The sequence below is a fragment of the Streptomyces cyslabdanicus genome (assembly GCF_052663305.1).
This window is the reverse complement of the sequence record NZ_JBQRUW010000024.1, coordinates 240,575-267,289: the sequence shown is the minus strand read 5'-3', so window position 1 is coordinate 267,289 and position 26,715 is coordinate 240,575. Positions and strand designations below refer to the sequence as shown.

At 71.4% G+C, this 26,715-nt stretch carries 30 protein-coding genes and 1 pseudogene; 14 read left to right on the top strand and 17 right to left on the bottom strand.

Going from position 1 to position 26,715, the window contains the following annotated elements; all coding sequences use genetic code 11:
* Positions 1–116: 116 nt before the first annotated feature.
* The 5 genes from folP to ACTYVM_RS16575 all read left to right on the top strand — a co-directional run bounded on the left by folP (position 117) and on the right by ACTYVM_RS16575 (position 3,352).
* Entirely contained in the window at positions 117–1,073 is a 957-nt protein-coding gene (gene folP / locus ACTYVM_RS16595) for a dihydropteroate synthase (RefSeq protein WP_445526607.1), read from the top strand.
* Positions 1,070–1,573: a nuclear transport factor 2 family protein gene (locus ACTYVM_RS16590; RefSeq protein ID WP_445526606.1), complete on the top strand. Its 504-nt coding sequence runs from the start codon at positions 1,070–1,072 to the stop codon at positions 1,571–1,573. The genes folP and ACTYVM_RS16590 overlap by 4 nt, the downstream gene beginning before the upstream one ends.
* Before the next feature lie 257 nt (positions 1,574–1,830).
* Positions 1,831–2,190 (top strand): dihydroneopterin aldolase, encoded by a 360-nt coding sequence (gene folB / locus ACTYVM_RS16585; protein ID WP_445526605.1) that lies wholly within the window; start codon positions 1,831–1,833, stop codon positions 2,188–2,190.
* Entirely contained in the window at positions 2,187–2,798 is a 612-nt protein-coding gene (folK, locus tag ACTYVM_RS16580; protein WP_445526604.1) for a 2-amino-4-hydroxy-6-hydroxymethyldihydropteridine diphosphokinase, read from the top strand. Before folB ends, folK begins: the two co-directional genes overlap by 4 nt.
* A 65-nt stretch (positions 2,799–2,863) precedes the next feature.
* Entirely contained in the window at positions 2,864–3,352 is a 489-nt protein-coding gene (locus tag ACTYVM_RS16575) for a DUF3180 domain-containing protein (protein WP_445526603.1), read from the top strand.
* A gap of 72 nt (positions 3,353–3,424) precedes the next feature.
* Here the strand turns inward: ACTYVM_RS16575 and folE are convergent, their stop codons facing one another.
* From folE to dacB, 6 genes are all read right to left on the bottom strand, one after another.
* Positions 3,425–4,030 carry a GTP cyclohydrolase I FolE gene (folE, locus tag ACTYVM_RS16570; RefSeq protein WP_225076908.1) on the bottom strand — a complete coding sequence of 202 codons (606 nt, stop codon included), beginning with the start codon at positions 4,028–4,030 and terminating at the stop codon, positions 3,425–3,427.
* A gap of 119 nt (positions 4,031–4,149) precedes the next feature.
* A complete protein-coding gene (ftsH, locus tag ACTYVM_RS16565; protein ID WP_445526602.1) occupies positions 4,150–6,189 on the bottom strand; it encodes an ATP-dependent zinc metalloprotease FtsH in 2,040 nt (679 codons plus the stop codon).
* A 184-nt stretch (positions 6,190–6,373) separates the two neighbouring features.
* Entirely contained in the window at positions 6,374–6,934 is a 561-nt protein-coding gene (gene hpt / locus ACTYVM_RS16560; RefSeq protein WP_445526617.1) for a hypoxanthine phosphoribosyltransferase, read from the bottom strand.
* 76 nt (positions 6,935–7,010) lie between these two features.
* Positions 7,011–8,237, bottom strand: coding sequence for a tRNA lysidine(34) synthetase TilS (tilS, locus tag ACTYVM_RS16555; protein WP_445526601.1), 1,227 nt, complete (start codon positions 8,235–8,237; stop codon positions 7,011–7,013).
* Positions 8,238–8,443: 206 nt separating this feature from the next.
* Positions 8,444–9,592, bottom strand: coding sequence for an Rv3626c family coenzyme F420 biosynthesis-associated protein (locus ACTYVM_RS16550; protein ID WP_445526600.1), 1,149 nt, complete (start codon positions 9,590–9,592; stop codon positions 8,444–8,446).
* Positions 9,593–9,851: 259 nt separating this feature from the next.
* Positions 9,852–11,468, bottom strand: a complete 1,617-nt coding sequence (gene dacB / locus ACTYVM_RS16545) for a D-alanyl-D-alanine carboxypeptidase/D-alanyl-D-alanine endopeptidase (protein ID WP_445526599.1) — start codon at positions 11,466–11,468, stop codon at positions 9,852–9,854.
* Between the two features lie 79 nt (positions 11,469–11,547).
* Here dacB and ACTYVM_RS16540 point away from each other — a divergent pair, with 79 nt between their 5' ends.
* Entirely contained in the window at positions 11,548–12,039 is a 492-nt protein-coding gene (locus ACTYVM_RS16540) for an inorganic diphosphatase (protein WP_141366388.1), read from the top strand.
* Between the two features lie 120 nt (positions 12,040–12,159).
* On the top strand, positions 12,160–13,902 hold the full coding sequence (locus ACTYVM_RS16535; protein WP_445526598.1) for a threonine/serine exporter family protein: 1,743 nt from the start codon (positions 12,160–12,162) through the stop codon (positions 13,900–13,902).
* 25 nt (positions 13,903–13,927) lie between these two features.
* Here the strand turns inward: ACTYVM_RS16535 and ACTYVM_RS16530 are convergent, their stop codons facing one another.
* Together ACTYVM_RS16530 and ACTYVM_RS16525 are read right to left on the bottom strand one after the other, a co-directional pair.
* Positions 13,928–14,920 (bottom strand): DedA family protein, encoded by a 993-nt coding sequence (locus ACTYVM_RS16530; protein ID WP_445526616.1) that lies wholly within the window; start codon positions 14,918–14,920, stop codon positions 13,928–13,930.
* Between the two features lie 221 nt (positions 14,921–15,141).
* Positions 15,142–15,903 (bottom strand): MerR family transcriptional regulator, encoded by a 762-nt coding sequence (locus ACTYVM_RS16525; RefSeq protein WP_445526597.1) that lies wholly within the window; start codon positions 15,901–15,903, stop codon positions 15,142–15,144.
* A gap of 116 nt (positions 15,904–16,019) precedes the next feature.
* Here ACTYVM_RS16525 and ACTYVM_RS16520 point away from each other — a divergent pair, with 116 nt between their 5' ends.
* Both ACTYVM_RS16520 and gad read left to right on the top strand, forming a co-directional pair.
* Positions 16,020–16,217 carry a hypothetical protein gene (locus ACTYVM_RS16520; RefSeq protein ID WP_445526596.1) on the top strand — a complete coding sequence of 66 codons (198 nt, stop codon included), beginning with the start codon at positions 16,020–16,022 and terminating at the stop codon, positions 16,215–16,217.
* Positions 16,218–16,228: 11 nt separating this feature from the next.
* Positions 16,229–17,641 (top strand): glutamate decarboxylase, encoded by a 1,413-nt coding sequence (gene gad, locus ACTYVM_RS16515; RefSeq protein WP_445526595.1) that lies wholly within the window; start codon positions 16,229–16,231, stop codon positions 17,639–17,641.
* A 216-nt stretch (positions 17,642–17,857) separates the two neighbouring features.
* Here the strand turns inward: gad and ACTYVM_RS16510 are convergent, their stop codons facing one another.
* Together ACTYVM_RS16510 and ACTYVM_RS16505 are read right to left on the bottom strand one after the other, a co-directional pair.
* The gene (locus tag ACTYVM_RS16510; protein ID WP_445526594.1) at positions 17,858–19,318 is read right to left on the bottom strand and encodes an aldehyde dehydrogenase family protein; all 1,461 of its coding nucleotides are present in this window, start codon (positions 19,316–19,318) and stop codon (positions 17,858–17,860) included.
* Positions 19,319–19,464: 146 nt separating this feature from the next.
* On the bottom strand, positions 19,465–20,301 hold the full coding sequence (locus ACTYVM_RS16505) for a Sco1979 family transcriptional regulator (RefSeq protein ID WP_510187048.1): 837 nt from the start codon (positions 20,299–20,301) through the stop codon (positions 19,465–19,467).
* A 342-nt stretch (positions 20,302–20,643) separates the two neighbouring features.
* Here ACTYVM_RS16505 and ACTYVM_RS16500 point away from each other — a divergent pair, with 342 nt between their 5' ends.
* Positions 20,644–21,123 carry an ATP-binding protein gene (locus ACTYVM_RS16500; RefSeq protein ID WP_445526593.1) on the top strand — a complete coding sequence of 160 codons (480 nt, stop codon included), beginning with the start codon at positions 20,644–20,646 and terminating at the stop codon, positions 21,121–21,123.
* Positions 21,124–21,217: 94 nt separating this feature from the next.
* On the opposite strand, the gene ACTYVM_RS16495 is transcribed toward ACTYVM_RS16500, so the two are convergent.
* The 7 genes and pseudogenes from ACTYVM_RS16495 to rpmG form a co-directional block, all read right to left on the bottom strand.
* Positions 21,218–21,484 (bottom strand): DUF397 domain-containing protein, encoded by a 267-nt coding sequence (locus tag ACTYVM_RS16495; RefSeq protein ID WP_445526592.1) that lies wholly within the window; start codon positions 21,482–21,484, stop codon positions 21,218–21,220.
* A 146-nt stretch (positions 21,485–21,630) separates the two neighbouring features.
* Positions 21,631–22,095 carry an SRPBCC family protein gene (locus tag ACTYVM_RS16490; protein WP_445526591.1) on the bottom strand — a complete coding sequence of 155 codons (465 nt, stop codon included), beginning with the start codon at positions 22,093–22,095 and terminating at the stop codon, positions 21,631–21,633.
* Positions 22,096–22,293: 198 nt separating this feature from the next.
* Positions 22,294–22,548, bottom strand: a pseudogene (locus ACTYVM_RS16485) (ArsR/SmtB family transcription factor); the annotation flags it as partial.
* A gap of 437 nt (positions 22,549–22,985) precedes the next feature.
* Positions 22,986–23,219, bottom strand: a complete 234-nt coding sequence (rpsR, locus tag ACTYVM_RS16480; protein ID WP_445526590.1) for a 30S ribosomal protein S18 — start codon at positions 23,217–23,219, stop codon at positions 22,986–22,988.
* Positions 23,220–23,224: 5 nt separating this feature from the next.
* The gene (locus ACTYVM_RS16475) at positions 23,225–24,406 is read right to left on the bottom strand and encodes a CobW family GTP-binding protein (protein WP_445526589.1); all 1,182 of its coding nucleotides are present in this window, start codon (positions 24,404–24,406) and stop codon (positions 23,225–23,227) included.
* The gene (locus tag ACTYVM_RS16470; protein ID WP_445526588.1) at positions 24,403–24,657 is read right to left on the bottom strand and encodes a type B 50S ribosomal protein L31; all 255 of its coding nucleotides are present in this window, start codon (positions 24,655–24,657) and stop codon (positions 24,403–24,405) included. The genes ACTYVM_RS16475 and ACTYVM_RS16470 overlap by 4 nt, the downstream gene beginning before the upstream one ends.
* Positions 24,658–24,665: 8 nt before the next feature.
* Positions 24,666–24,830, bottom strand: coding sequence for a 50S ribosomal protein L33 (gene rpmG, locus ACTYVM_RS16465; protein ID WP_030361075.1), 165 nt, complete (start codon positions 24,828–24,830; stop codon positions 24,666–24,668).
* A 62-nt stretch (positions 24,831–24,892) separates the two neighbouring features.
* On the opposite strand from rpmG, the gene rpmB reads away from it, so the two are divergent.
* From rpmB to ACTYVM_RS16445, 4 genes are all read left to right on the top strand, one after another.
* Positions 24,893–25,129: a 50S ribosomal protein L28 gene (rpmB, locus tag ACTYVM_RS16460; protein ID WP_445526587.1), complete on the top strand. Its 237-nt coding sequence runs from the start codon at positions 24,893–24,895 to the stop codon at positions 25,127–25,129.
* 35 nt (positions 25,130–25,164) lie between these two features.
* Positions 25,165–25,470 carry a 30S ribosomal protein S14 gene (rpsN, locus tag ACTYVM_RS16455; RefSeq protein ID WP_445526586.1) on the top strand — a complete coding sequence of 102 codons (306 nt, stop codon included), beginning with the start codon at positions 25,165–25,167 and terminating at the stop codon, positions 25,468–25,470.
* A 75-nt stretch (positions 25,471–25,545) separates the two neighbouring features.
* Positions 25,546–26,067 carry a hypothetical protein gene (locus ACTYVM_RS16450; protein ID WP_445526585.1) on the top strand — a complete coding sequence of 174 codons (522 nt, stop codon included), beginning with the start codon at positions 25,546–25,548 and terminating at the stop codon, positions 26,065–26,067.
* A gap of 99 nt (positions 26,068–26,166) precedes the next feature.
* On the top strand, positions 26,167–26,709 hold the full coding sequence (locus tag ACTYVM_RS16445) for a DUF4232 domain-containing protein (protein ID WP_445526584.1): 543 nt from the start codon (positions 26,167–26,169) through the stop codon (positions 26,707–26,709).
* Positions 26,710–26,715 lie beyond the last annotated feature (6 nt).

Below are 26,715 nucleotides of genomic sequence, written 5' to 3'. Positions count from 1 at the left end.
GGCGTGGGGAGGCACCCGGACCAGGTTGGGAGGAACCCCCCTCCCCCCCAAAAAAAGGGGGGTTCCCCCCCGGGCCACAGCACGAGGCGGCCGGGGGCTGGGCCTACGCTGAACGCATGAGCAACTTCAGCGGGCGCGGCCGCGTGGCGGGCCTTCCGACCTGGGGCCGGTGCGCGGTCATGGGGGTCGTGAACGTGACTCCCGACTCCTTCTCCGACGGAGGCCGCTGGTTCGACACTACCATCGCCGTCAAGCACGGCCTGGACCTGGTCGCCCAGGGCGCGGACCTGATCGACGTCGGCGGCGAGTCCACCCGGCCCGGCGCCACCCGCGTCGACGAGGCCGAGGAACTGCGACGCGTCGTCCCCGTGGTGCGCGGCCTCGCCGCCGAGGGCGTCACCATCTCCGTCGACACCATGCGCGCCCGCGTCGCCGAGCAGGCGGTCGCGGCCGGCGCCGCCTTGGTCAACGACGTCAGCGGCGGCCTCGCGGACCCCGCCATGATCCCCGTGGTCGCGGACGCGGGCGCCCCCTTCGTCGTGATGCACTGGCGCGGCTTCCTGGAAGGCGGCGCCGTCCGCGGGGTGTACGAGGACGTCGTCACCGAGGTCGTCGACGAACTGCACGCGCGCGTGGAGGCGGTCCTGGAGGGCGGGATCGCCGCCGACCGCGTCGTCGTCGACCCCGGCCTCGGCTTCTCCAAGGAGACCGAGCACGACCTCGCGCTCCTGGCCCACCTCGACCGTCTGCGCGGGCTCGGCCACCCCGTGCTGGTCGCCGCCTCCCGCAAGCGGTTCCTCGGGCGGGTGCTGGCCGGCCCGGAGGGCGCGCCCCCGCCCGCGCGCGAGCGCGACGCCGCCACCGCGGCCGTCTCCGCCCTCGCCGCACACGCCGGTGCCTGGGCCGTGCGCGTCCACGAGGTCCGCGCGACGGCGGACGCGGTACGTGTCGCCCGCGCCGTGGAGCAGGCGCGCACCCCCGCGAGCGCTGACGCGGACCGGGCGCACCCCCGCGACGGCGGGCCGGCGGACGGCAGACGCGGTGCGCACGGCCCCGCCGAAGGAGACCGGTGAGCGCGCCGCACACCGACGTCGAGCAGGTGGAGACCGCCAACACCGCCTACTACGAGGCTCTGGAGCGGGGTGACTTCGAGGAGCTGTCCGCGCTCTGGCTCACTCCCGCCGACCTGGGCGTCGACGAGGAGTACCACGACCCGGCCGACACCGGCGTGGTCTCCTGCGTGCACCCCGGCTGGCCGGCGCTCACCGGACGCGGCGAAGTGCTGCGCTCCTACGCGCTGATCATGGCGAACACCGACTACATCCAGTTCTTCCTCACCGACGTGCACGTCTCGGTGACCGGCGACACCGCCCTGGTGACCTGCACCGAGAACATCCTCAGCGGCGGTCCCGCCCCCGCGTCCGGCGGCGAGCTCGGCCCGCTGGTGGGACAGCTCGTCGTCGCCACCAACGTGTTCCGGCGCACGGATCTCGGCTGGAAGCTCTGGTCCCACCACGCCTCCCCCGTTCTGGCCGAGAACGACGGTGCCGAGGAGGACGACACACCGGCCTGAGTGGGTAGGCGCCTGGGCGGGAACGCCGCGTGGCCGGAATCACGGACTTCGGGAAATTCGGGAAAAGCCCCGCCCACCGCTCCGTGAGCAACCGGCTTCCCCAGGGGAAACACACGATGAAACCTGCCGGTCCCGGCTCGCCCCGCCTCCCCGCGGCCCGGCCTCGTCAGTGGCCGCAGGTAGATTCGTGCCAGGCCGGTGTGCCGCCCGCGCGCGGCAGGGACCGGTCGCCGCCGACGATTGCAGGAGTGATTCGCGTGGATCGTGTCGCGCTGCGCGGCCTGAGGGCTCGCGGGCACCACGGTGTGTTCCCCAAGGAACGCGAGGAGGGCCAGACCTTCCTCGTGGACGTCGTCCTGGGAGTCGACACCCGGCCGGCCGCGGCCGACGACGACCTGGCGAAGACCGTCCACTACGGCATTGTGGCCGAGGAGGTCGTGGCCGTGGTGGAGGGCGAGCCCGTGAACCTCATCGAGACGCTCGCCGAGCGCATCGCCCAGGTCTGTCTGAAGCACGGCGGGGTTCTGGAGGTCGAGGTCTGCGTCCACAAGCCGGACGCCCCGATCACCGTTCCCTTCGACGACGTGACCGTCACCATCACCCGGAGCCGAGTATGAACGCGCCTTTCACCAAAGGGACCAGCGACCCGACCGTCCAGCCGGTGCCCGCCTCGGTCGTCGAGAAGGTCGACGCCGCGGACACCACGCTGCAGAACCCCAAGCGAGCCGTGATCTCCATCGGCGCCAACCTCGGCAACCGCCTGGAGACCCTCCAGGGCGCCGTGGACGCCCTGGAGGACACCCCCGGCGTCCGCGTCAAGGCCGTCTCCCCCGTCTACGAGACGGAACCCTGGGGCGTCGAGCCCGGCACCCAGCCGTCGTACTTCAACGCGGTGGTGGTCCTGAAGACCACGCTCCCGCCGTCCTCCCTGCTGGAGCGCGCCCACGCCGTCGAGGAGGCCTTCAACCGGGTCCGCGACGAGCGCTGGGGGCCGCGCACCATCGACGTGGACATCGTCGCCTACGCGGAGACCGTCTCGGACGACCCGCTCCTCACACTCCCTCACCCGCGCGCCCACGAGCGCGCCTTCGTCCTCGCCCCGTGGCACGACGTGGACCCGGACGCACAGCTGCCGGGCCGGGGCGCGGTGGCCGACCTGCTGACCGCGCTCACCCGGGAGGGCGTCGAGCCCCGGGCGGACCTGGAACTCCGGCTGCCCGAGTAGTCGTTAAGGTCAGGGAGACGCAAGGTCTGCGACCCGCCTCGGTCCGGGGGAGCTGAAGGGACACCGTGAGAGAGCTGCGCATCAGGGTGCTGGCGGGCGTGTTCGTCGTCGCCGGAGTGCTGTCCTGGGCGGGCGCCCGCCTGTGGAACGCGGTGGGGTCGCTCCCCGGCGTCCCGCTGGCCGCCCCCATCGTCCTCGCCCTGATCGCCGCGGTCCTGATGTCCACGGCGCTCTCACTGCGGGCCCGGCTGAAGGCCCAGCGCGAGCGCCGGCCCGGCGCGAAGGGCGTCGACCCCATGATGGCCGCCCGCGCGGTCGTCTTCGGTCAGGCCAGCGCCCTGGTCGCCGCCCTCGTCGCCGGCATGTACGGCGGCACGGGCGTCGCCCTGCTGGAGCTCCTCGACATCCCGGCCCGCCGCGACCAGGCCGTCTACGCGGGCTTCTCCGTCCTCGCCGGCATCGCGGTGATAGCGGCCGCCCTGTTCCTCGAACGAGTCTGCAAGCTCCCGGAGGACGACGACCAGAACCCGCCGGGGACGGAACCGACGGCATGAGCCGGCCGGCGGCCCCGGCAGGTGAACGGGCGGGCGCGGCCGGGCGACACCGGTGTCGCCCGGCCGTCCGCCTCAGCGCGCCATGATGAGGCTCATCGCCTCGTTGCGCGTAGCCGCGTCCCGCAGTTGACCGCGCACCGCCGACGTGATGGTCTTCGCGCCGGGCTTGCGGATGCCCCGCATCGACATGCACATGTGCTCGCACTCCACCACGACGATCACTCCGCGCGGCTCCAGGATCTCCATCAGCGAGTCCGCGATCTGGGTGGTGAGCCGCTCCTGCACCTGCGGGCGGCGGGCGTAGACGTCCACGAGCCGGGCCAGCTTCGAAAGCCCCGTGATCTTCCCGCTGGTGGACGGGATGTAGCCGACGTGCGCGACACCGCGGAACGGGACGAGGTGGTGCTCGCAGGTCGAGAACACCTCGATGTCCTTGACCAGCACCATCTCGTCGTGACCCAGGTCGAACGTCGTCGTCAGCACGTCCTCGGGCTGCTGCCACAGTCCCGCGAATATCTCCTTGTACGCCCGGGCCACCCGCGCCGGTGTCTCCCGCAGGCCTTCACGGTCCGGGTCCTCGCCGACCGCGATGAGGAGTTCGCGCACGGCGTTCTCGGCGCGCTTCTCGTCGAACTCGCCGAGGAAGCCCTCGCCGTCCAGCGTCACCGGGTCGGTCATGTGAAGCCTCGTTCCTGTGTGTCTGATCTGCGGACATGCGAAATGCCGCGTCCCCCAGGCTAGAACCTGGGGGACGCGGCATGCATTCCGGGGCCGGTGGGGCCCGGCGCGGGCTCCGGTCAGTTGTCCGGACGGTCCTCCGGCACCTGCTCCGTGGCCGGGGCGGGCTCCGTCGCCGTGGACTTGACGGTGCTGATCGCCGCCGTCGAGCCGTTGGCTCCGTTCGTCAGCGCGAGCTCCTTCGGGGAGAGCACCGGCGGACGGGTGGACGGGGTCCGGCGGGAGGAGCCGGTCCAGGCGGGCCGCGGCGGCCGCTTGACGATCTGGGCGAAGACCTCGGCGATCTCCTCCTTGCCCAGGGTCTCCTTCTCCAGCAGGGCCAGGACGAGGTTGTCGAGGACGTCGCGGTTCTCGACCAGGATCTCCCAGGCCTCGTTGTGCGCGTTCTCGATGAGCTTCTTGACTTCCTCGTCCACCAGCGCGGCGACCTCTTCCGAGTAGTCGCGCTGGTGAGCCATCTCACGTCCGAGGAACGGCTCGGTGTTGTCGCCGCCGAACTTGATCGCGCCCAGCCGCTCGGTCATGCCGTACTGGGTGACCATCGCGCGGGCCGTGGCGGTGGCCTTCTCGATGTCGTTCGCCGCGCCCGTGGTCGGGTCGTGGAAGACCAGCTCCTCGGCCGCACGACCGCCCAGCATGTAGGCGAGCTGGTCCAGCATCTCGTTGCGGGTCGTGGAGTACTTGTCCTCGTCGGGCAGCACCATCGTGTAGCCGAGGGCGCGGCCGCGGGACAGGATCGTGATCTTGTGGACCGGGTCGGAGTTCGGCGAGGCCGCCGCGACCAGGGCGTGACCGCCCTCGTGGTACGCGGTGATCTTCTTCTCCTTGTCCGACATGATCCGGGTCCGCTTCTGCGGGCCGGCGACCACGCGGTCGATCGCCTCGTCCAGCATGTGGTTGTCGATCAGCTTCTGGTCGCTGCGGGCCGTGAGCAGCGCGGCCTCGTTCAGGACGTTGGACAGATCGGCACCCGTGAAGCCGGGAGTGCGGCGGGCGACGGCGGACAGGTCGACGTCGGGCGCGACCGGCTTGCCCTTCTGGTGGACCTTGAGGATCTCCAGACGGCCCTGCATGTCGGGGCGGTCCACGGCGATCTGGCGGTCGAAGCGGCCCGGACGCAGCAGCGCCGGGTCGAGGATGTCGGGCCGGTTGGTGGCCGCGATCAGGATCACGCCGCCCTTGACGTCGAAGCCGTCCATCTCGACCAGCAGCTGGTTCAGCGTCTGCTCGCGCTCGTCGTGACCGCCGCCGAGGCCGGCGCCGCGGTGGCGGCCGACCGCGTCGATCTCGTCGACGAAGACGATCGCCGGCGCGTTCGCCTTGGCCTGCTCGAACAGGTCGCGGACGCGGGAGGCGCCGACGCCGACGAACATCTCGACGAAGTCGGAACCGGAGATCGAGTAGAACGGGACGCCGGCCTCGCCCGCGACGGCACGCGCGAGCAGGGTCTTGCCGGTGCCGGGCGGACCGTAGAGCAGCACGCCCTTGGGGATCTTCGCCCCGACGGCCTGGAACTTGGCCGGCTCCTGGAGGAACTCCTTGATCTCGTGGAGCTCCTCGACCGCCTCGTCCGCGCCCGCCACGTCGGCGAACGTCGTCTTCGGGGTGTCCTTGGTGATGAGCTTGGCCTTGGACTTGCCGAAGTTCATCACCCGGGAGCCGCCGCCCTGCATCTGGTTCATCAGGAACAGGAAGACGACCACGATGAGAACAAAGGGGAGCAGGGAGAGCAGGATGCCGACGAAGGGGCTCTGCTTCGACGGCGAGACCGTGTAGCCCTTCGGGATCTGCTTGTCCTGGTACTTGGTCTGCAGCGTGTTGGCGATGGTCACGCCCTGGTCGCCGATGTAGCTCGCCTGGATCTTCGAGCTGCCGTCGACCTTCTGGCCGCCCTTGAGTTCGACCTTGATGGTCTGCTCGTCGCCCGTGGTCAGCTTGGCCTGCTGGACCCTGTTGTCATTGATCGCCGCTACGACCTTGCCCGTGTCCACCGTCTTGTAGCCGCCGGACTGACCGACGACATTCATCAACACGACCACGGCAAGGACGGCCAGCACGATCCACATGACCGGCCCACGGAAGTATCGCTTCACGTCCATCCATACGGAGCGATGCCGCCCCGTCCCTCCTGCCACAGTGAGTTTGATAAGACAGTTCTTCTGACGGTACCCCAGCATCAGTACTCGAAGCCGCACCGCGAGGGCCGACGTACCCGTCTGCTTCCTCAACGGCTCCGGTGCCGCCGGGGTTCCCGATCACCTACGGCGCTTGAGCCCTTCGGGGTCAGCCGCCGTAGACGTGGGGAGCGAGCGTACCGACGAACGGCAGGTTCCGGTACTTCTCGGCGTAGTCCAGGCCATAGCCGACGACGAACTCGTTGGGGATGTCGAAACCGACCCACTCCACGTCGATGGCGACCTTCGCGGCCTCGGGCTTGCGCAGCAGCGTGCACACCTTCAGCGAGGCGGGCTCCCGGGAGCCGAGGTTGGAGATCAGCCAGGACAGGGTCAGGCCGGAGTCGATGATGTCCTCGACGATCAGGACGTGCCTGCCCTTGATGTCGGTGTCGAGGTCCTTGAGGATCCGCACGACGCCGGAGGACTGGGTGCCCGCGCCGTAGGACGACACGGCCATCCAGTCCATGGTGAGGGGGGTGGACAGCGCCCGGGCGAGGTCCGCCATGACCATCACCGCGCCCTTGAGGACGCCGACGATCAGCAGGTCCTTGCCCGCGTACTCCGCGTCGATCTTCGCGGCCAGCTCGGCCAGCTTCGCGTCGATCTCTTCCTTGGTGATGAGCACCCTCTCGAGGTCGGCACCCATGTCTTTCGCGTCCACCCGCATCACTTTCGGTCGTCTCACCGGCGTTGACGGCCCTCCTCCGGACTCCGCGTCAGCGGGCCGGCGGGAGGGTCCCGATTCAGCCTTGCCGAATCACCAGTCTGCCACCCTGCCGCTGGGCGACGACCCTGCCGGGGAGGTTGATGGCCTTCTGGCCGCGCCAACCGGTGATCAGCCGGTCGACTTCCTCGATGTGCCGGGCGAACAACGACCCGGCCGGAGCACCGGCGTCGATGGCGGCACGGCGCAGGATGCGGCGGCGCACGGCGGGGGGCAGGGCGTACAGCTTGGCGCACTCCAGACGGCCGGCGTCGTCGCGGACGGTGGCCTCGGCCTGGCCGGCCCAGGCGTCGAGGGCGTCGGCGTCGTCGCGGGAGAGCTGGGCGGTACGGGCGAGGGCCTCCACGACGCCCTTGCCGAGGGCCTTCTCCAGGGCCGGGAGGCCCTCGTGGCGCAGCCGGGAGCGGGTGTAGGCCGGGTCGGCGTTGTGCGGGTCGTCCCAGACGGGCAGGGACTGGACCATGCAGGCCTTGCGGGCGGTCTGCCGGTCGACGTGCAGGAAGGGGCGGCGGTAACGGCCGCCGGCCCCCGAGACCGCGGCCATTCCCGACAGGGAGCGGATGCCGGAACCGCGGGCGAGGCCGAGGAGCACCGTCTCGGCCTGGTCGTCGCGGGTGTGGCCGAGCAGGACGGCGTGGGCGCCGTGGCGCTCGGCGGCGGCGTCGAGGGCGGCGTAGCGGGCCTCGCGCGCGGCGGCTTCCGGACCGCCGCCGCGGCCGACGGTGACGGCGACGGCCTCGACCGGGTCGAGGCCGAGTGCCCGCAGCCGCTGGGCGACCTCGTCGGCGCGCAGGTCGGAGCCGGCCTGCAGTCCGTGGTCGACGGTGACGCCGCCGGCCCGGACGCCGAGCTTGGGCGCTTCGAAGGCGAGGGCGGAGGCGAGCGCCATGGAGTCGGCGCCGCCGGAGCAGGCCACGAGCACGAGCGGCGACGGCGGACGCTCGTGGGGGGCGGCTGGTGTGTCCTGTGCGGCAGGCGAGGCCGGCGGGGCCTGCGAGACCGACGTGCCCTGGGGGGCCTGTGGGGCCGACAAGCCGTGGGAGGCCCGTGGGGCGGCCGCCGGGAGGAGGCCCGGAGTCGACGCGCCGTGCGGTGGTGGCGGCCCGGGGGGCCGCGCGCCCAGGGGGCCCGACCGGGCGGGCGCGGTCGCCGGCGCGGGGTGGGACAGGAGCTGTTCGTCGAGGATGTCGTGGAGGACGCGGCGTACCGCCAGGCGTATCGCCGCGACCGCAGGATGGGGACCCATGTCCGGTTCCCTTCACGGAGTCTTCGGGGAGTGAACCCGAGATCGGTCACTCAGAGTGCGTTGATGGTGACAGAAGCGGGCCGTTCCCTGAGCATTGCACGCCTACGCATGGCGCACGGTCCCTCGGACGAGTGATTGAAGTGGCGTTCGCCTGCCGTAGACCGGGGCCGGTTTCCCGGCCGTCGCCCGGGCCGTCGCACCCATGGTCACGGTTCGGCCCTGCGGTGCACCCGGGCGATCCAGTCCGCCGGCTTGGAGATCTCCGCCTTGGTGGGGAGGGTGTTGGGGGAGGTCCACACCCGGTTGAAGCCGTCCATGCCGACCTGCTCGACGACCGCGCGCACGAACCGCTCGCCGTCGCGGTACTGGCGCAGCTTGGCGTCCAGGCCGAGCAGCTTGCGCAGGGCCATGTCCAGGCGGGAGGCGCCCTTGGCGCGGCGCTGCTGGAACTTCTCGCGGATCTCCGCCACGGACGCCACGACGTCCGGTCCGACACCGTCCATCACGTAGTCGGCGTGGCCCTCCAGGAGGGACATCACGGCGGTGAGGCGGCCGAGGATCTCGCGCTGGGCCGGGCTCTGGATCATCTCGACCAGGGAGTGGCCGCCGTCGTCCTCCTCGCCCTCGGGGCGGCCGCCGGCCAGCGACTGGGCGGCCTCCCGGATGCGCTCCAGGAACGCCATGGGGTCGACGTCCGTCTCCGCCAGGAAGGACTGGATCTCGCCCTCGATGTGGTCGCGCAGCCAGGGCACGGCGGTGAACTGCGTACGGTGCGTCTCCTCGTGCAGGCACACCCACAGGCGGAAGTCGTGGGGGTCGACATCGAGTTCGCGCTCGACGTGGACGATGTTGGGTGCGACGAGCAGCAGCCGGCCGCCGCCACCGGAGGAGTCGGGGGGACCGCCGGCCGGCAGGTCGCGGGTGGCGGGGGCGAAGGTCTCGTACTGGCCGAGGACGCGGGAGGCGAGGAAGGACAGCAGCATCCCCAGCTCCACGCCGGTGACCTTGCCTCCGACGGCGCCGAGGACCGCGCCGCCCGGGCCGCCGCCGCGCCGCTCCTGCATCTTGTCCAGGAGCGGTTTGAGGATCTCGCGGAACCCGGCGACGTTCGCGCGGACCCAGCCGGGGCGGTCGACCACGAGTACGGGAGTGTCGTGGGCCTCGCGGGTGCCCAGACGGGTGAAGCCGCGCACGTGCCCCTCGGACGCCTTGGCGTGCCGGCGCAGTTCCGCGACCACGGCCCGGGCCTCGTCCCGGCTCACCTCGGGACCCGGCCGCACCAGCCGGGTCGCGGTCGCGACCGCGAGATTCCAGTCGACCATCCCGGGACTTGCCGCACCACCGATGCTCGTCATGTGTCAACGGTACGTGAGCGCCGCCACTCCGGGCAGGCCGTGACGCTGGGTGGGTGGTGCCCTTTTTGTTCCGACCGTGGTCAGGGGGCACCGAGTCGCCCTTCGGTCCGTCCGTGACTGCCGGGGCCCGCCCGCCGTCGCACACCGGCCATGGCGGCAGGAGGCACCGCGCTCCCCGGGCGGTCGCAGTCCGCGGGGCCGTGCGCGGCCGGGGCGCAGCCCGACGAGGACCGGTCGGGCTGCGGTGGCGGGTGAGTGGTCAGCCGCAGGCGCAGGTCGCCAGGGTCGTGGCCGCGTGGTCGAGGGCCGACTGGGCCGCGTCCGGGCCGGTGGTGTTCTCCGCGAGGAAGGCGAAGGCCAGCAGGTGGCCGTTGTGCGCGACGACCGTGCCCGCGAGGGTGTTGATGCCCGTCAGCGTGCCCGTCTTCGCCCGTACGAGCCCTGCCGCGCCGTCCGCGTAACGGCTGCTCAGGGTGCCGGTGAAACCGGCGATCGGGAGGCCGGTGAGGACGGGGCGGAGCCCGGGGTCGGCCGGGTCGGCCGCCTTGGCCAGCAGGGCCGTGAGCAGGTCCGCGGTGAGCCGGTCGGTGCGGTCGAGTCCGCTGCCGTCGTGGAAGGCGGCGCCCGTCAGGGGCAGGCCGAGCCTCTTCAGCTGGGCGGCGATCGCGGCGGCGCCCCCGTCGAAGTCCGTACGCCCGCCCGTCGCGGCGGCCGTCTGGCGGGCCAGGGCCTCGGCGAGGTCGTTGTCGCTGTTGGTGAGCATCCGTTCGACCAGCTCGGACAGCGGGGGCGAGGAGACGGTGGCCAGGGTCTCCGCCCGGCCGGTCGCCTTGGCGGGACCGGCGACCGTGGTCCGGATGCCGTGCCCGGACAGCAGGTCGGCGAAGGCGCGGGCCACGTCCGCCGCCGGGTCCGCCACGCGCGGGGCCGGTCCGCTGGTGGAGCCGTCGGTGCGGCCCTCGTCGGCCATCAGGGCGCTGACCGGGGCGAGGTTGTCGTTCACGCCGATGGGGTGCAGGAGGGTGCCGGCGTACAGGGTGGTGTCGTGGAAGAGCGTCACCTCGGTCACGTGCCGCTCGGCCAGCGCGGTCGCCGTGTCGGCGGCGAGGGTGCGCAGGCTCGCCAGGTTCCCGGCGTCCTCGCGGGCGGTGAGCGTGGGGTCGCCGCCCCCGATCAGGACGAGTTTCCCGGTGCCGGGCTCCAGGGCGGCGCGGGTGGTGAGCCGGTGGTCGGCGCCGAGGGCGGACAGCGCGGCAACGGCGGTGGCGATCTTGGTGGTGGAGGCGGGGACGAGCGGGTCGCCGACGCCCTGGCCGTAGAGCCGCTCGCCGGTGGTGACGTCGAGGACGGCCGCGGCGTGGTGGGTGCCGAGGGCGGAGTCCCGCAGCAGCGGGTCCAGGGCGGCCGCGACGGCCGAGGCGTCCGACGCCGGCCGTGCCGGGTCGCCGGCACCGCCGAGGCCCACCAGCACCGGCGCGGCGCTGGGCGCGGGCCGCGCCCCGCCGTCGGACGCGGACCCGGACGCATCCGACGTACGCGACGGATCCGACTTGTCGGTCCGGCGACCGTGATCTGCGCCACCCGTGCGTCCCAGCGCCGCGGCGCGGTCCCGCTCGGCCGTACGCTGGCCGGAGGAGTCCCAGGGCCCGGCGGCGGTCACCGCACCGGCGGCGAACACCAGCCCGGCCGTGGCGGCACCCGCGGTGTACTGCCAGGTCATCGGCTTCGCGAGCCGCGATCCTGCGGCCCCCGCGAGCCGCGCGACCCGCGGTTTCACGGCCTGCGCGGTCCGTACGAGCCGCGGCCGTGCGGCCCGTACGAGACGGGCCAGGCGCGGTCTCGCGGCCCGCCAGGCTCTCAGCTCCGGCACGACCACCAGCCCCTTTCGCGATCACACACCTGCGTGAGGGACACTTAACCACCAGAACTATGTGCTGATCATGGAGGAGCCACCGGTGGAGTTCGACGTCACGATCGAGATCCCGAAGGGTTCGCGGAACAAGTACGAGGTGGACCACGAGACCGGTCGGATCCGCCTGGACCGTCGACTCTTCACCTCGACCAGCTACCCGGCCGACTACGGCTTCGTCGAGAACACCCTCGGCGAGGACGGCGACCCGCTGGACGCGCTGGTCATCCTGGACGAGCCGACCTTCCCCGGCTGCCTCATCAAGTGCCGCGCGATCGGCATGTTCCGGATGACCGACGAGGCCGGCGGCGACGACAAGCTGCTGTGCGTCCCGGCGTCCGACCCGCGCGTGGAGCACCTGAGGGACATCCACCACGTGTCGGAGTTCGACCGCCTGGAGATCCAGCACTTCTTCGAGGTCTACAAGGACCTGGAGCCCGGCAAGTCCGTCGAGGGCGCCGACTGGGTGGGACGCACCGACGCCGAGGCGGAGATCGAGCGTTCCATCAAGCGTTTCCAGGAGCACGGCGGTCACTGAGCCCCGCGCCTCCCACGGGCCGCACCGTCCCCACGGGGACGGTGCGGCCGTTCGCGTTCCGGTACCTCCGTCTGCGCATACTGACTCAGACGGAAGGTGTCGTTCAGGGAGCATCACTCAGTGACGGACGCGGAGGACCGCAAGCCGCAGTCGGACGAGGCGCGGAGCGCGTTCAGGGTTCCCGCCGGGCCCTCGACGACGCAGACCCAGGTGATCCCGGTGGTACCGGCGGTCGACGGCGAGTCGTCCACAACATCCGAGTTCGCCGTGCCCAAGGGGCTGACGGCGCCCAGGACGGGGACCGAGCCGGAGGCCACGACCACGTCCGAGTTCGCCGTGCCGGACGGGCTCGACGTCGCGGCGCCGCCCGCCGGGGAACCGGAGGGGTCCGCGTTCAGCCCGCCGCGCACCTACAGCGCCCGGCAGGGCCCGCCCGCCTTCACGCCGGCGGGTGGCGTCCCGGCGATCAACCTGCCCACGGACGTCCCCTGGCAGGACCGGATGCGCACCATGCTGCGCATGCCGGTGGCCGACCGGCCGGCGCCGGAACCGGTGCATAAGGCGGAGGAGGGCGGCCCCGCCGTCCCGCGCGTGCTCGACCTCACCCTGCGTATCGGCGAGCTGCTGCTCGCGGGCGGTGAGGGCGCCGAGGACGTGGAGGCGGCGATGTTCGCGGTCTGCCGTTCCTACGGCCTGGACCGCTGCGAGCCGAACGTCACCTTCACCCTGCTCTCGATCTCCCACCAGCCGTCCCTGGTCGACGATCCCGTGACGGCGTCGAGGACCGTACGCCGCCGGGGCACCGACTACACACGTCTGGCGGCCGTCTTCCGGCTCGTCGACGACCTCAGCGATCCGGAGAACCACCTCTCCCTGGAGGAGGCCTACCGGCGGCTGGCGGAGATCCGCCGCAACCGGCACCCCTACCCCGGCTGGGCACTGACCGCGGCCGCCGGGCTGCTGGCGGGCACGGCCTCCGTCCTGGTCGGCGGCGACCTGATCGTCTTCGTGGCCGCGGCGCTCGGCGCGGTGCTCGGCGACCGGCTGGCGTGGCTGTGCGCGGGGCGCGGGCTGCCGGAGTTCTACCAGTTCACGGTCGCCGCGATGCCGCCGGCCGCGCTCGGCATCGCGCTCACCGTGGCGCACGTCGACGTGAAGGCGTCCGCCGTGATCACCGGTGGACTGTTCGCGCTGCTGCCGGGGCGGGCGCTGGTGGCGGGGGTGCAGGACGGGCTGACCGGCTTCTACATCACCGCCTCCGCGCGCCTGCTGGAGGTCATGTACTTCTTCGTCGGCATCGTCACCGGCGTGCTGCTGGTCCTGTACTTCGGGGTGAAGCTGGGCGCGGCGCTCGACCCGGACGCCGCGCTCGCCATGAGCCGGCGGCCGGTGCTCCAGATCGTCGCGGCGATGCTGCTGTCGCTGACCTTCGCCGTGCTGTTGCAGCAGGAGCGGTCCACCGTGCTCCTGGTGACGCTCAACGGCGGTGTCGCATGGTCGGTGTACGGCGCCATGCACGACGTCGGCAACATCTCGCCGGTGGCGTCCACGGCCGTGGCGGCGGGCCTGGTGGGCCTGTTCGGGCAGTTGCTGTCCCGCTACCGGTTCGCGTCCGCGCTGCCGTACACGACCGCCGCGATCGGGCCGCTGCTCCCGGGATCGGCGACGTACTTCGGGCTGCTGTCGATCGCGCAGAACCACGTCGACAAGGGGCTGGTGTCACTGGCCAAGGCGGTGTCCCTCGCCATGGCCATCGCGATCGGGGTGAACCTCGGCTCGGAGATCTCCCGGCTGTTCCTCAAGGTGCCGGGCGCCGCCTCCGCCGCGGGGCGCCGGGCCGCGAAGCGGACCCGCGGGTTCTGACCCGCGGATCCGACCGGCGAACGCCCTACGGGGCGCGGTAGTAGCCGCCGTTGTCCGGGTACTGCGGCGGGTTCTGGTCGTACTGGCCCTGCTCGTACTGGCCCTGCGGCTCGCCGTAGGGCTGCGGGGGGTACTGCTGCTGGGGGTACTGCTGCTGCGGGTACTGCTGCTGGGGGGACGGCTGCTGCTGCGGGTACTGCTGCGCGTACTGCTGGTCGTAGCCGTACTGCTGCTGCTCCCGCGGGGCGTGGTTCTGGTCGCCGTACTGGTGCGGCGGCTCGATGCTGCGCAGGCGGGTCGTGGCGTCGTCCATGACCGGCTGCTGGAACTGCTGCGGGTGCTGCGGCTGGTACGGGGCGGCGGGCTGCTGGACGGGGGCGGCCGGCTCCTCGGGGGCGTTCTTCTCCTTGGAGCGGGCCCGCAGGAACTCGATGATGATCGGGACCACCGACACGAAGACGATCAGGATGAGGATCGCCTCGACGTTGTTCTTGACCACGGAGATGTTGCCCAGCCAGGAGCCGAGGAGCGTCACGCCCGCGCCCCACAGCACGCCGCCGATGACGTTGAAGACCAGGAACGAGCGGTACCGCATACCGCTGACGCCCGCGATGATCGGCGTGAACGTGCGCACGATGGGCACGAAGCGGGCCAGGACCAGCGACTTCGGGCCGTACTTCTCGAAGAACTCGTGCGCCTTGGTGACGTTCTCCTGCTTGAACAGCCGGGAGTCGGGCCGGTTGAAGAGCGACGGGCCGACCTTCTTGCCGAACATGTAGCCCGCCTGGTCGCCAAGGATCGCGGCGAGGCAGATGAGGGCGATGGCGCCCCACAGCGGGAAGTCCAGCTGGTTCGACGTGATCAGCAGACCGCAGGTGAACAGCAGGGAGTCACCCGGGAGGAAGAAGCCGATGAGCAGACCCGACTCGGCGAAGACGATGAGGAGCAGGCCCCAGATACCGAACGAGTTGAGCAGGTGGTTCGGATCCAGCCAGCTCGGGCCGAGGGCAAGCGTCATCACGGTTCCGGGCTCCTGACGGGGTGGGAAGAGGCGGCGTCGAGGTGCCGAGGCACGGCCTCGGTGTCACTGCCGCACAAAGTACCAACGCAAGGTATACGCCCAAGGTTCCACAAGCGTCCGGGGGATGGCCCTGCGCGGTCCGCTCGCGCCGAGCCGTGCGCCGTGCACATCGACGGTCCGGGTGCCGGGTCCGGGTGCCGGGACCCGGACCCGGACCCCTACGCCGTGTGCCGCGCCGCGTTGGCGAGGATCGCCTCGCGCAGGTACGCGGCCAGGCCCGGCCGGATGTTCTCGTAGGTCGCGGTGAAGCGTGGATCGGTGACGTACATCTCCGCCAAACAGGTGTGCATCTCGTGCGCGCAGTCGTAGTAGCTGCCGGAGATGAACCGGCGGTGGTCCTCGGCCACGTCCATGGCGGCCTCGGAGTCGGCCGGCATGCCCGCGTCGAGCAGCGCCGCCATGCGCCGGTGGATCGCGTCCTGCTCCTCGGTGAGCCGCTTGAACTCCTCCTTGGTGTACGAGGCGGTACGGCGCTGGGACTGCCGGTAGGCCTCGGTGCCGCCCCAGCGCCGCCGGACCTCGTCGGCGTACTGCTCGGGGTCGTGGTCGCCGAAGACCTCGAACCGCTCCTGCGGAGTGAGGTTGATACCCATCCTGCGTGCCTCCATGGCGTGCTCCACGGCCTCGGCCATCTTCCTCAGCTTCTCGATCCGGGCGGTCAGCAGCTCGTGCCGGCGGCGCAGATGTGCGCCCGGGTCCGCCTCCGGGTCGTCGAGCAGGGCCGCGACCTCCTCGAGCGGGAAGCCGAGCTCCCGGTAGAACAGGATCTGCTGCAACCGGTCGAGGTCCGCGTCGCCGTAGCGCCGGTGGCCCGCGTGGCTGCGCTCGCCCGGGACGAGCAGGCCGATGTCGTCGTAGTGGTGCAGGGTGCGCACCGTCACTCCGGCGAATCCGGCGACCTGTCCCACGGAGTAGCTCACTTCCGCTCCTTTCTCGGTACGCGGTCCACGGTGGCTCCTCACGCCACGTGAGGTGCAAGCGTGTTTCGTTCCGGTCGTTCCGGATTGTGCCGCTTTCGTCCGCTTATCGTGAGCCCGTGGCCCAGGACACCGCGCAGCAGGCGCCGACCGCCCCGGCGGCCTCGGCCCGTGCCCTGCTGGTGACGGCCGTCACGCCGATGCCGGCCGGGGGACCAAGCCTCGGTCCCGAGAAAACCATCATCGTGGCAAATCCGGCCCGGGTGTCCCACTGGTCCGTCGACCCTGTCGGCAGTGCCACCCCGTTGATCCCATAGGAGACCCGCCCATGCCGCTGCACCGAGGACACGAGAAGCCCGACGAACGCCCCCTGTCCGTCAACCCCTTCTACGGGGAGGCGAATCCGGCCTTCGAGATGGCCGAGGCGCCGCCCAAGCACCGGCTCGCCGACACGCCCCTGCCACCCACGACGGCGTACCAGCTCGTGCACGACGAGCTGATGCTGGACGGCAACTCCCGGCTGAACCTGGCCACGTTCGTCACGACGTGGATGGAACCGCAGGCCAGGGCCCTGATGGACGAGTGCTGCGACAAGAACATGATCGACAAGGACGAGTACGCGCGCACCGCCGAGCTGGAGCGGCGCTGCGTGGCGATGCTCGCCGACCTGTGGAACGCGCCGGATCCGTCGGCCGTCGTGGGCTGTTCGACGACCGGGTCGAGCGAGGCGTGCATGCTCGCCGGGATGGCGCTCAAGCGGCGCTGGGCGCGGCGCAACGCCCACCGCTATCCCTCGCGGGACGCACGCCCGAACCTCGTCATGGGCGTCAACGTCCAGGTCTGCTGGGAGAAGTTCTGCAACTTCTGGGAGGTCGAGGCCCGCCAGGTCCCCATGGAGGGCGACCGCTACCACCTCGACCCGCAGGCCGCCGCCGAACTGTGCGACGAGAACACCATCGGGGTCGTTGGCATCCTCGGCTCCACCTTCGACGGCTCCTACGAGCCGATCGCCGACCTGTGCGCGGCCCTGGACGCCCTCCAGGAGCGCACGGGTCTCGACGTCCCGGTGCACGTCGACGGCGCCTCCGGCGGCATGATCGCGCCCTTCCTCGACGAGGACCTGGTCTGGGACTTCCGGCTTCCGCGAGTGGCCTCGATCAACACCTCGGGGCACAAGTACGGGCTGGTCTACCCCGGCGTCGGCTGGGCACTGTGGCGCGACAAGGACACGCTGCCCGAGGAGCTGGTCTTCCGGGTCAACTACCTGGGCGGCGACATGCCGACCTTCGCGCTCAACTTCTCCCGGCCGGGCGCGCAGGTGGTGGCCCAGTACTACACGTTCCTGCGGCTGGGCCGCGAGGGCTACCGGCTGGTGCAGCAGAGCGCCCGGGACGTGGCCCGCCACCTCGCCGAACGGGTCGAGGCGCTCGGCGACTTCCGGCTGCTGACCCGAGGCGACCAGTTGCCGGTGTTCGCCTTCACCACGGCTCCGGACGTGCAGGCCTTCGACGTGTTCGACGTCGCCCGGCGGCTGCGCGAGAACGGCTGGCTGGTGCCCGCGTACACCTTCCCGCCGAACCGGGAGGACCTGTCCGTCCTGCGCGTGGTCTGCCGCAACGGGTTCTCGGCGGACCTCGCCGAGCTGTTCCTCGAGGACCTCGGCCGCCATCTGCCCGAGCTGCGCCGCCAGCCGCACCCGCTGATCCGGGACAAGGACGCGGCCACCGGCTTCCACCACTAGCGCCGCGGCGGGCAACGTTTGCCCGTCAAGGAGCGGCGTCCGGTGCGTGCTCTGGGGGTCCCCCCTGCTCGAAGAGCTTGGGGGAGTGCCGGGCGTCGCGACGGGGCAAACGTTGCCTGTCGCGGCACTAGCGCCTGTCCGGCACGCTCAGCTGTCGTCCTCGGGGTGGCCTTCGCCCGTCGGGTACGGCGCCGGTGTCTCGTGGGACGGCAGGGGCTAGAACGGGAACCCGCTCCGGCCGTGCTGGACCGAGATCCACTTCAGGGTGGTGAAGGCGTCCAGGGTGGTCTCGCCGTTCAGGCGGCCGATGCCGGAGTGCTTCTCGCCGCCGAAGGGGACGAGCGGCTCGTCGTGGACGGTGCCGTCGTTCACGTGGAACATGCCGGTGTCGATCCGCTGGGCGAAGGCGACGCCCCGCTCGACGTCCGCCGTGTGGACGGCGCCGCTGAGGCCGTAGGGGGTGTCGTTGACGATCCGGACCGCCTCCTCCTCGCCGTCGAACGGGATGACGAAGGCGACGGGGCCGAAGACCTCCTGGCGGAGCAGGGAGGAGTCGGCGGGCAGGTTCGTCAGGACCGACGGCTCGACGAGGTTGTCGGCGGTGGCGCCGTGCAGCAGGGCCGTGGCGCCCTCGGCGATCGCCTGCTCGACGGCGCCCGAGACCGCGTGGGCCTGGGTGGAGTTGATCACCGGGCCGATGACGGTCTCCGGGTCGCGCGGGTCGCCGACCTTCAGCGACCTGACCTTGGCGACGAACTTCCCGGTGAACTCCTCGGCGACCGAGCGGTCCACCATGATCCGGTTCGCGGCCATGCACACCTGGCCCTGGTGGACGTACCGGCTGAAGACGGCCGCGTCGACCGCGTAGTCGAGGTCGGCGTCGTCCAGGACCACGACCGCGCTGTTGCCGCCGAGTTCCAGGACCGAGCGCTTGAAGTGGGAGGCGCAGACGGTGGCGACGTGCCGGCCGACCCGGTCGGAACCGGTGAAGGAGATGACCTTGGGGACGGGGTGCTCGACGAAGGCGTCGCCGATCTCCGCTATGTCCGTGATGACGACGTTGAGCAGACCGGGCGGCAGTCCCGCGTCCTCGAAGATCTTCGCGACCAGGGAGCCGCCGGTGACCGGGGTGTCCTGGTGCGGCTTGAGCACCACGCCGTTTCCGAGGGCGAGCGCCGGGGCGACCGACTTCAGGGACAGCAGGAAGGGGAAGTTGAAGGGGCTGATGACGCCCACGACACCGACGGGCACCCGGTAGACGCGGTTCTCCTTGCCGTCGACCGGGGACGGCAGGATCTTCCCCTCGAGGCGCAGCGTCAGGTGGATCGACTCGCGCAGGAACTCCTTGGCGAGGTGCAGTTCGAACGCGGCCTTCAGCCGGGTGCCGCCGAGCTCGGCGATGATCACGTCGGCGATCTCCGCCTCCCGCTCCTCGACCAGCCGCAGCGCCTTCTCGAAGACGGTCCGGCGGGCGTGGGCGTTGGTGGCGGCCCAGTCCTTCTGGACGCGGGCGGCCGCGCGGTAGGCCTGATCCACCTCGTCGACCGTGGCGATGGTGATCGAGGCCAGCTTCTCCCCGTCGTACGGGTTGAAGTCGATGATGTCCCAGGAGCCGGTGCCCGGGCGCCACTGCCCGTCGATGTACTGCTGGGCCAGGTCGGTGAAGTAGGACGGCATGTGCTCCCTCGATCCCCTGCTGCGAGACGGTCGAAGCAGTCGGAGCCCGATCAACCCCCGATCACTTCTTCACGGTCTGATCACACGTCATCGTACGTGCGCCCGATGCGAGTTGGGCGTTCGATTCGGGTTCTCGAGGGGATTCCCTACGAGAGCTGGAGCAGCCCGCGCAGAAGGTCGCGGCTCTCGTCCGGGCCGGGTCCGTCGTGCTGGAGTTCCTCCAGCGCCCTCTCGTACTGGGCGACGTCCTCGGGCTTGTCCAGGTAGAGGGCGCTGGTGAGCTGCTCCAGGTAGACCACGTCCGACAGGTCCGACTCGGGGAAGCTGAGGACGGTGAAGGCCCCGGACTCGCCGGCGTGCCCGCCGAAGCTGAACGGCATGATCTGAAGCCGCACGTTGGACCGCTCGGAGAAGTCGATCAGGTGCTGCAACTGCCCGCGCATCACGTCGCGGTCGCCGTACGGGCGGCGCAGGGCGGCCTCGTCGAGGACGATGTGGAGGTCGGGCGCGTTCTCCGAGACGAGGTACTTCTGCCGCTCCATGCGCAGCGCCACCCTCCGCTCCACGTCGGCCTCGCTCGCACTCTGCATACCGCGCCGGACCACCGCCCGGGCGTACGCCTCGGTCTGGAGCAGCCCGTGCACGAACTGCACCTCGTAGACGCGGATCAGCGACGCCGCGCCCTCCAGTCCCACATAGGTGGGGAACCAGCTGGGCAGGACGTCGGAGTAACTGTGCCACCAGCCCGCGACGTTGGCCTCCCTGGCGAGGGAGAGCAGCGAGGTGCGCTCCGCCTCGTCCGTGATGCCGTACAGCGTCAACAGGTCTTCCACGTCTCGGGTCTTGAAGCTCACCCGGCCCAACTCCATCCGGCTGATCTTCGATTCCGAGGCGCGGATCGAGTACCCGGCCGCCTCACGCGTGATGCCCCGCGCTTCACGCAGTCGCCTGAGTTGCGAGCCGAGCAGCATGCGCCGCACCACCGATCCGGGCTCTCCCGCGCTCACGTTCGCCAGCCTCCCCAACCGTCTTCAAGGCCCGAAGTCTGCCACTAATTCACTCCGAGCTGTACTCGCGTGATTACGGAAACGGAAAGAGATCAAGGAATCCGCACGGCAGGAGCCGACCAGGAGACCAGTGGATGACGCGTGGATGGCGGAAAAAATGGCCAGTAAGCGGTACGGGGAGGTCCAATTCGGTCGCGTGCACGTGCATCTGCCCTTGCATCTGGTGTACGCATCCGAAACCATGGTCTCGCGCCACCGCTGCATCGCAACGACCGCGGATTACCGGGAGTGCCTCGCATGGGGACGAATGGATCGACCATGCTCGAGCCGTTACGGCAGGGCCTTCCCCCGCTGGATCCCGCGGCCGTGTCCAGCGCGGCCTCCTGCGCACTCCCCGCCCGCTACGAAGCGGTGCGCGAGGCACGGCAGTTCACCGGCACGACGCTCGACCGATGGGACCTGGCCGACCGGTTCGAGGACGTCTGCCTGGTCGTCTCGGAGCTGGTCACCAACGCCCTGCGGCACGGTCTGCCGGAGCCGTCGCCGGAACACTCGTGCGACCACGACTCGCCCGTACGACTGCATCTGCTGCGGTGGACCGGGCGGCTGGTGTGCGCGGTGCGCGACCCCAGCCGGGAGAGCCCGGTCGCCCGCGAGACGGACGACTTCTCGGCGGAGTCGGGCCGCGGCCTCTTCCTCGTCGACTCCTTCAGCGACGGCTGGGGCTGGCACCCGCTGACCGGCGCCCTGGACGGCAAGGTGGTCTGGGCGCTGTTCCGGCTGGCGTCCGTCACATGACGAACGGCGCACCTCTTCGACGCCGTGGTTCTACGCGCGTTACCGCGTGTTGCGCACCGATCGCCCCGAGTCGCGCACCTCACTGGTCGGCGCGTCAGCCCGCTATCAGGTGATCGAACTCCCCGTCCTTGGCCCCGAGCAGCATCGCCTCGATCTCCGCGCGCGTGTAGACGAGCGCGGGACCGTCGGGGAAGCGGGAGTTGCGCACTGCCACGTCTCCGCCGGGCAGTCGCGCGAACTCCACGCAGGAGCCCTGCGAGTTGCTGTGCCGGCTCTTCTGCCAGGCCACCCCGCGCAGCCGCGTGGCCGTCATGCCGTTGTACACGTCGCCCCCGTACCCGCCCTCAACGTCGTGGTCCACAGGTCGCTCCCCGGTGGTGCACTGGCTGGTGTGGCCATGGATGCTTCGGTCAACTGATCGCGATCATAACCTTGTTCACATGCATATGCGCGAGCAGATGCACGTGCACAGGGCGTGGTCCAGCGGTTACAGCGCCGACGTCCGCTTCACCCGAGCCGCTCGAGCGTCTGCCCCAGAACACGCAGGACATGCGAGCGCCACCCCCCGTCCATGATCTTGCGCGCCATCATCTGCGCCGGGTCGTCCGGATCGAATCCCTCGTGCACCAGGAAGAGACGCGTACCACGGCCCTCCTGTTCCAACGTCCAGGTAAGTGTCCAGTCCGCGGGATTGGCCGGATCGGCGTCCCTCCAGCGGACGGCCAGCATCCGCTCTGCGTCGTAGGCGAGAACCTCCACGTCGACGACGCCGGAGAAGGAGGAGTTGGGCCGCGGCACGGAGGTCATCCGATAGCGGTGGCCGACCTCGAGGCGGAAGTTGGCGGCGCCCGGCATCTGCCACTGTGCGAGCAGCGAGGGCTCGGTGAGGGCCCGCCAGACCTTCGCGGGCGGGTGCGCGTAGAACTGGTCGACGCGGATCGTGGTGAGGTCGTCGTGGGGGTCGGTGCTCATGTGCGGCCGCCGTGGGGGGTCGGTGCCCGGTGCGGTCGTCGCAGGGGGCGGTGCTCGGTGCGGTCACCGCAAGGGTCGGCGCTCGGGTGTGGTCACCGCGGGGGTCGGTGCTCGGGCGCGGTCACCGCGGGGGTCGGTGCTCGGGCGCGGTCACCGCGGGGGTCGGTGCTCGGGCGCGGTCACCGCAAGGGTCGCTGCTCAGGCACGGTCGTCGTCGGGCATACGGTCCAGCAGCGCGCCGAGTTCCTTCATCCGGCCGCGCCAGAACCGCTCGTACGGGTGGAGCCAGTCCTGCACGTCGGCCAGAGGGGCCGCCTCCAGGCGGTAGATGCGCTGCCGCCCGGAGCGCTGCTCGGAGACGAGGCCGGCCTCCCGGAGCACCTTGAGGTGTTCCGAGAGGCTGGGGCGGCGCATGGCGAAGCGGTCGGCCAGGTCCTGGACGGGCTGGGGCCCCCGCGCCGATCCGGGCTCGAAACCGTTCCTGGACAGTGAGCGGGAGTGAGTCCGCGCACCGGCACGCCCCGAACGGTTGTGGGCGCACTGGTCGTCCGCTTTCGCGTCCCGGGCAGCGACACGGATCCTGTCCGTGGTCCGAGCCGGGCGGGCGGAGTCCCTCACGACCTGGCCATATGGATACGGCCAGAGGCGACGGGGAGGCCCTGAACCATCTCGCTGGTGGAGCAGGGGCCCCGCACGCTGGCACCGCACCCGGCGCCCCAGATCGCGCGACAACGCTACCCCGACCGGCCCAACACACCGCAAGGCTGCCAGCCGACCATCACACGATCGAGCTAAATGGACCTCCTGCACGCTCCCCGACGAGCAGTTGCGAACCCCCCACCCCCGGTCCGGAGAGCGTGAGGACCGTCTGCGCGCCGCCCCGGGCCCGATCAGCGGATGGAGTACGGCAGCAGCGCCATCTCCCGCGCGTTCCTGATCGCCCGCGCCAGCAGTCGCTGCTGCTGGGCCGTGACCCGGGTGACCCGGCGGCTGCGGATCTTGCCGCGGTCGGAGATGAACTTCCGCAGCAGGTCGGTGTCCTTGTAGTCGATGTAGTCGATCCCGGCCTTCTCCAGCGGGTTGGGTCGGGACTTGACGGGCTTGCGGTCGCTCTTGCGGGGCATGGGGGTCAGACCTCCAGGAGGGTGTCGAAGGCGGACGGCACGCCCTTCCAGGCGTCGTGTCCGGCGGCGTACTCGGCGTCGGTCAGCAGGCAGGACTCCAGCAACCGTTCGAGGCCGTCGCGGTCGAGGCCGGGGGACGTGAAGACGAGGTGCTGGCAGCGGTCGCCGTGCTCCGGGTGCCAGTCCAGCGCGGCGGCGACCCGGCGCACCGGCGGGACCATCTCCCAGGCCGCGTCCGGCAGGGCGGCGAGCCAGGGACCGGCGCCCTCCACGCACAGCGCGCCGCCGGCCGCGTCCCAGTGCAGCAGTGTGTCGGGCCGGTCGGCCAGCCAGAACCGGCCCCGGCTGCGGGCGGCGGCGCAGGTCAGGTCCTCCAGGGCCGCGTACAGCCGCTCCGGATGGAAAGGCCTGCGGCGACGCCAGACCAGCGTCGAGACGCCGTGCGCGTCCGCCTCGGCGGGCAGCAGCGCGCACGCCGGATGCTGGGCCGAACCGGCCGCCTCGACGTCGAATCCGGCGAGGGCGGCGTGGGCCAGCCCGGAACGGCCGGCGGGCTCCCGCACGCGCCCCTGGCCGGGGGCGGCGCCCGGGTCACCGTGGCCGATCGGGACCCGGCGGGCCGTCGGGTGGAGCTGCGTGAGCAGTTCGTGGTCCTCCTCGTCCGCCTCCGGGGAGTCGGCGACGGCGAGCACGGGCGCGTATTCCAGCTGCCGGGCGAAGGTGTCCGCGACCGTCCGCTGGTCGGTGGCGGCCGCCGCGAGCCCACCGTCGGCCAGGTCGTCGCCGTTGCCGAGGTACGGCAGAACCAGCGCGGGATCGACAGCGGTGATCACGCCGGTGACGGTGAGCCCGCCGGCCGCGACCACCTCGGCCATCGCCTTGGGCTCCACGGAGTCCCACAGCTCGACCACCGCGAGCCGGGTGAGCCCGGCGGCGGCGAGCCTGCGCAGCTCCGGCACCAGGTCCTCGCGCAGCGCGCAGCACGCGCAGTCGTTGACGAGCGGCGTCTCGCCGCGGGACAGCTCGCCGGTGGCGTCCCGCACGGTCCGTACCACCGTGCCCGCGGGGGCCGTCGCCAGGTCGTGGTGGAGCGCGACACTCCCGGGCACCTCGGCGAGGAGCCGTGCCACGGCCGCACCGCGGGCGTCGGCGTGCAGCCCGCCGACGATCACCACCGACAGACTCACGCCCCGCCCCGCTTCCCGAACCGGCGCTCGAAGCGCTCCACGCGCCCGGCGGTGTCCAGGACACGGGCCGTGCCGGTGTAGAAGGGGTGGCTGACGTTCGAGATCTCGACGTCGACGACGGGGTGGGTGTGCCCGTCCTCCCACTCGATCGTCTTGTCGCTGGTCATCGTCGACCGGGTGAGAAAGGCATGGTTCGCGGCACGGTCACGGAAGACGACGGGACCGTAGGCCGGGTGGATTCCCTTGCGCATGGCGGACCTCAGCGCTCCTCTCGGAAGTCGACGTGCCGGCCCGCGACCGGGTCGTACTTGCGCAGGGTCAGGCGGTCCGGGTCGTTGCGGCGGTTCTTGCGGGTCACGTAGGTGTAGCCGGTCCCGGCGGTGGACCGGAGCTTGATGACCGGGCGGAGTTCGTTGCGTGCCATGCTACTATGTTACTGAAAATGAATTCCATTTGCACAACTGATCGAGGAGAGGTAGGTCACCCGTGTCCGCCCACTGCATGCTGACCGGCGCCCAGCCCGGCTTCGGCAACCGCATCTCGCACTCCCACCGGCGCACCTCGCGCCGCTTCGACCCGAACATCCAGACCAAGCGCTACTGGCTGCCGGGCGAGGGCCGGTACGTCCGGCTGAGGCTGAGCACGAAGGGGATCAAGACCGTCGACGCGATCGGTGTCGAGGCGGCCGTGGCGCGCATCCGCGCGCGCGGCGTGAAGGTCTGAGGAACCCCGAGAGCCCCGAGCGACAGGAAGACGCCATGGCGAAGAAGAGCAAGATCGCGAAGAACGAGAAGCGACAGGAGATCGTCGCGCGGTACGCCGCCCGCCGGGCCGAGTTGAAGGAGGTCATCCGCAGGCCGTCCTCGACGCCGGACGAGCGGCTCGCCGCGGAGCGGGAGCTGCGCAGGCAGCCGCGGGACGCGAGCGCCACGCGCGTGCGCAACCGCGACCAGACCGACGGCCGGCCGCGCGGCTACCTGCGCGCCTTCGGCCTGTCCCGGGTGAGCCTGCGGGAGCAGGCGCACGCCGGGTACCTGCCGGGGGTCCGAAAGGCCTCCTGGTAGTACCCGGTCCTGGTAGCTTGCTGCGGTCGTACCGGCCGCCGGGCGGCCGGCCGGTCTGAGCTTGGGGGCTTTCCGATGACTGCGGCGACCACGGCGACCAGGGCGGCGGCGACGGGGGTGAGCGCGGCGACCCGGATCGCGGCGGCGGGCCTGCTCGGCACGCTCGCCCTCACCGGCTGCGACAGCGGCGGCTCCGGTGCCACGGGCACAACCTCCGCCCCACCCGGCGCGAGCGCGACCGCGAGCACGACCGCCGATGACGGCGGCACGGGCGGTCCGACCGCCGACGGGGACGGTGTGGAGGGAAGTTGGCTCGCCACCACCGGCGGCAAGGCCGTGGTCCTGGTCGTCACCGGCGAGCAGGCCGCGCTCTTCTCGACCGACCGGAGCATCTGCACCGGAACGGCGGTCGAGGAGAGTGGGAGGCAGGTGATCCACCTCGACGCGTGCAAGGCTCGTACGACCGGCACGGTGGACTCGGTCAACAAGACCGCGCTCCGCGTTACCTGGGAGGGTGGTCTCGGCGCGGAGACGTACACCCGGTCGACGGGCGGGGCGCTACCGTCGGACCTGCCAACGGCGAGCCCGGGCTCCTGACGTTCGCGGGGCCGATCGAGGGGCGGGCGACCGCGCCGCACGCTCGTGCGTGGTGATCCGGTGATCCTCGGGCATCGTCACGACCCAAGGGACCAGTTCATGCGCGCCATTCCGCTCACCGTCACCGCCCTCGCCGCGGCCCTCCTGCTCACCGCCTGCGGCAGCGGCGGCGACACCGGCTCGGGCTCCGGCTCCGGATCCGGGGAGAAGAACACCGACGGCACGGCCTGCCGGATCGGCGAACTCGCGATCCAGGTCGGCCCGGCCAACGCCGCGCCCGCCGCCGGGGACACGGGCAATGTGCCCGTCACCGTCACCAACCGGGGTGCCCGGTGCACCCTGGAGGGTTTCCCGGGCATCACCCTGTCCGCCGGCGACGCCACGGCGACCGTCCCGCGCGAGGGGTCCGGAACGCCGGAGAGGCTCACCCTCGCCAAGAACGACACGGCGGCCTTCACCCTCACCTACGTGCGGGGCGAGAAGGGCGGCGCCAAGGGCCTCGCGGTGACGACCCTGAGGCTCAGCCTGCCCGGAGCGTCCGGCAGCCGGGACTTCCCGTGGTCCTACGGCCCGGTCCAGGGGAAGAAGAGCGCGGGTGACCCGGACGCGTCGGTGACGGCATTCCAGCAGGCCGGCGACTGACCGCGA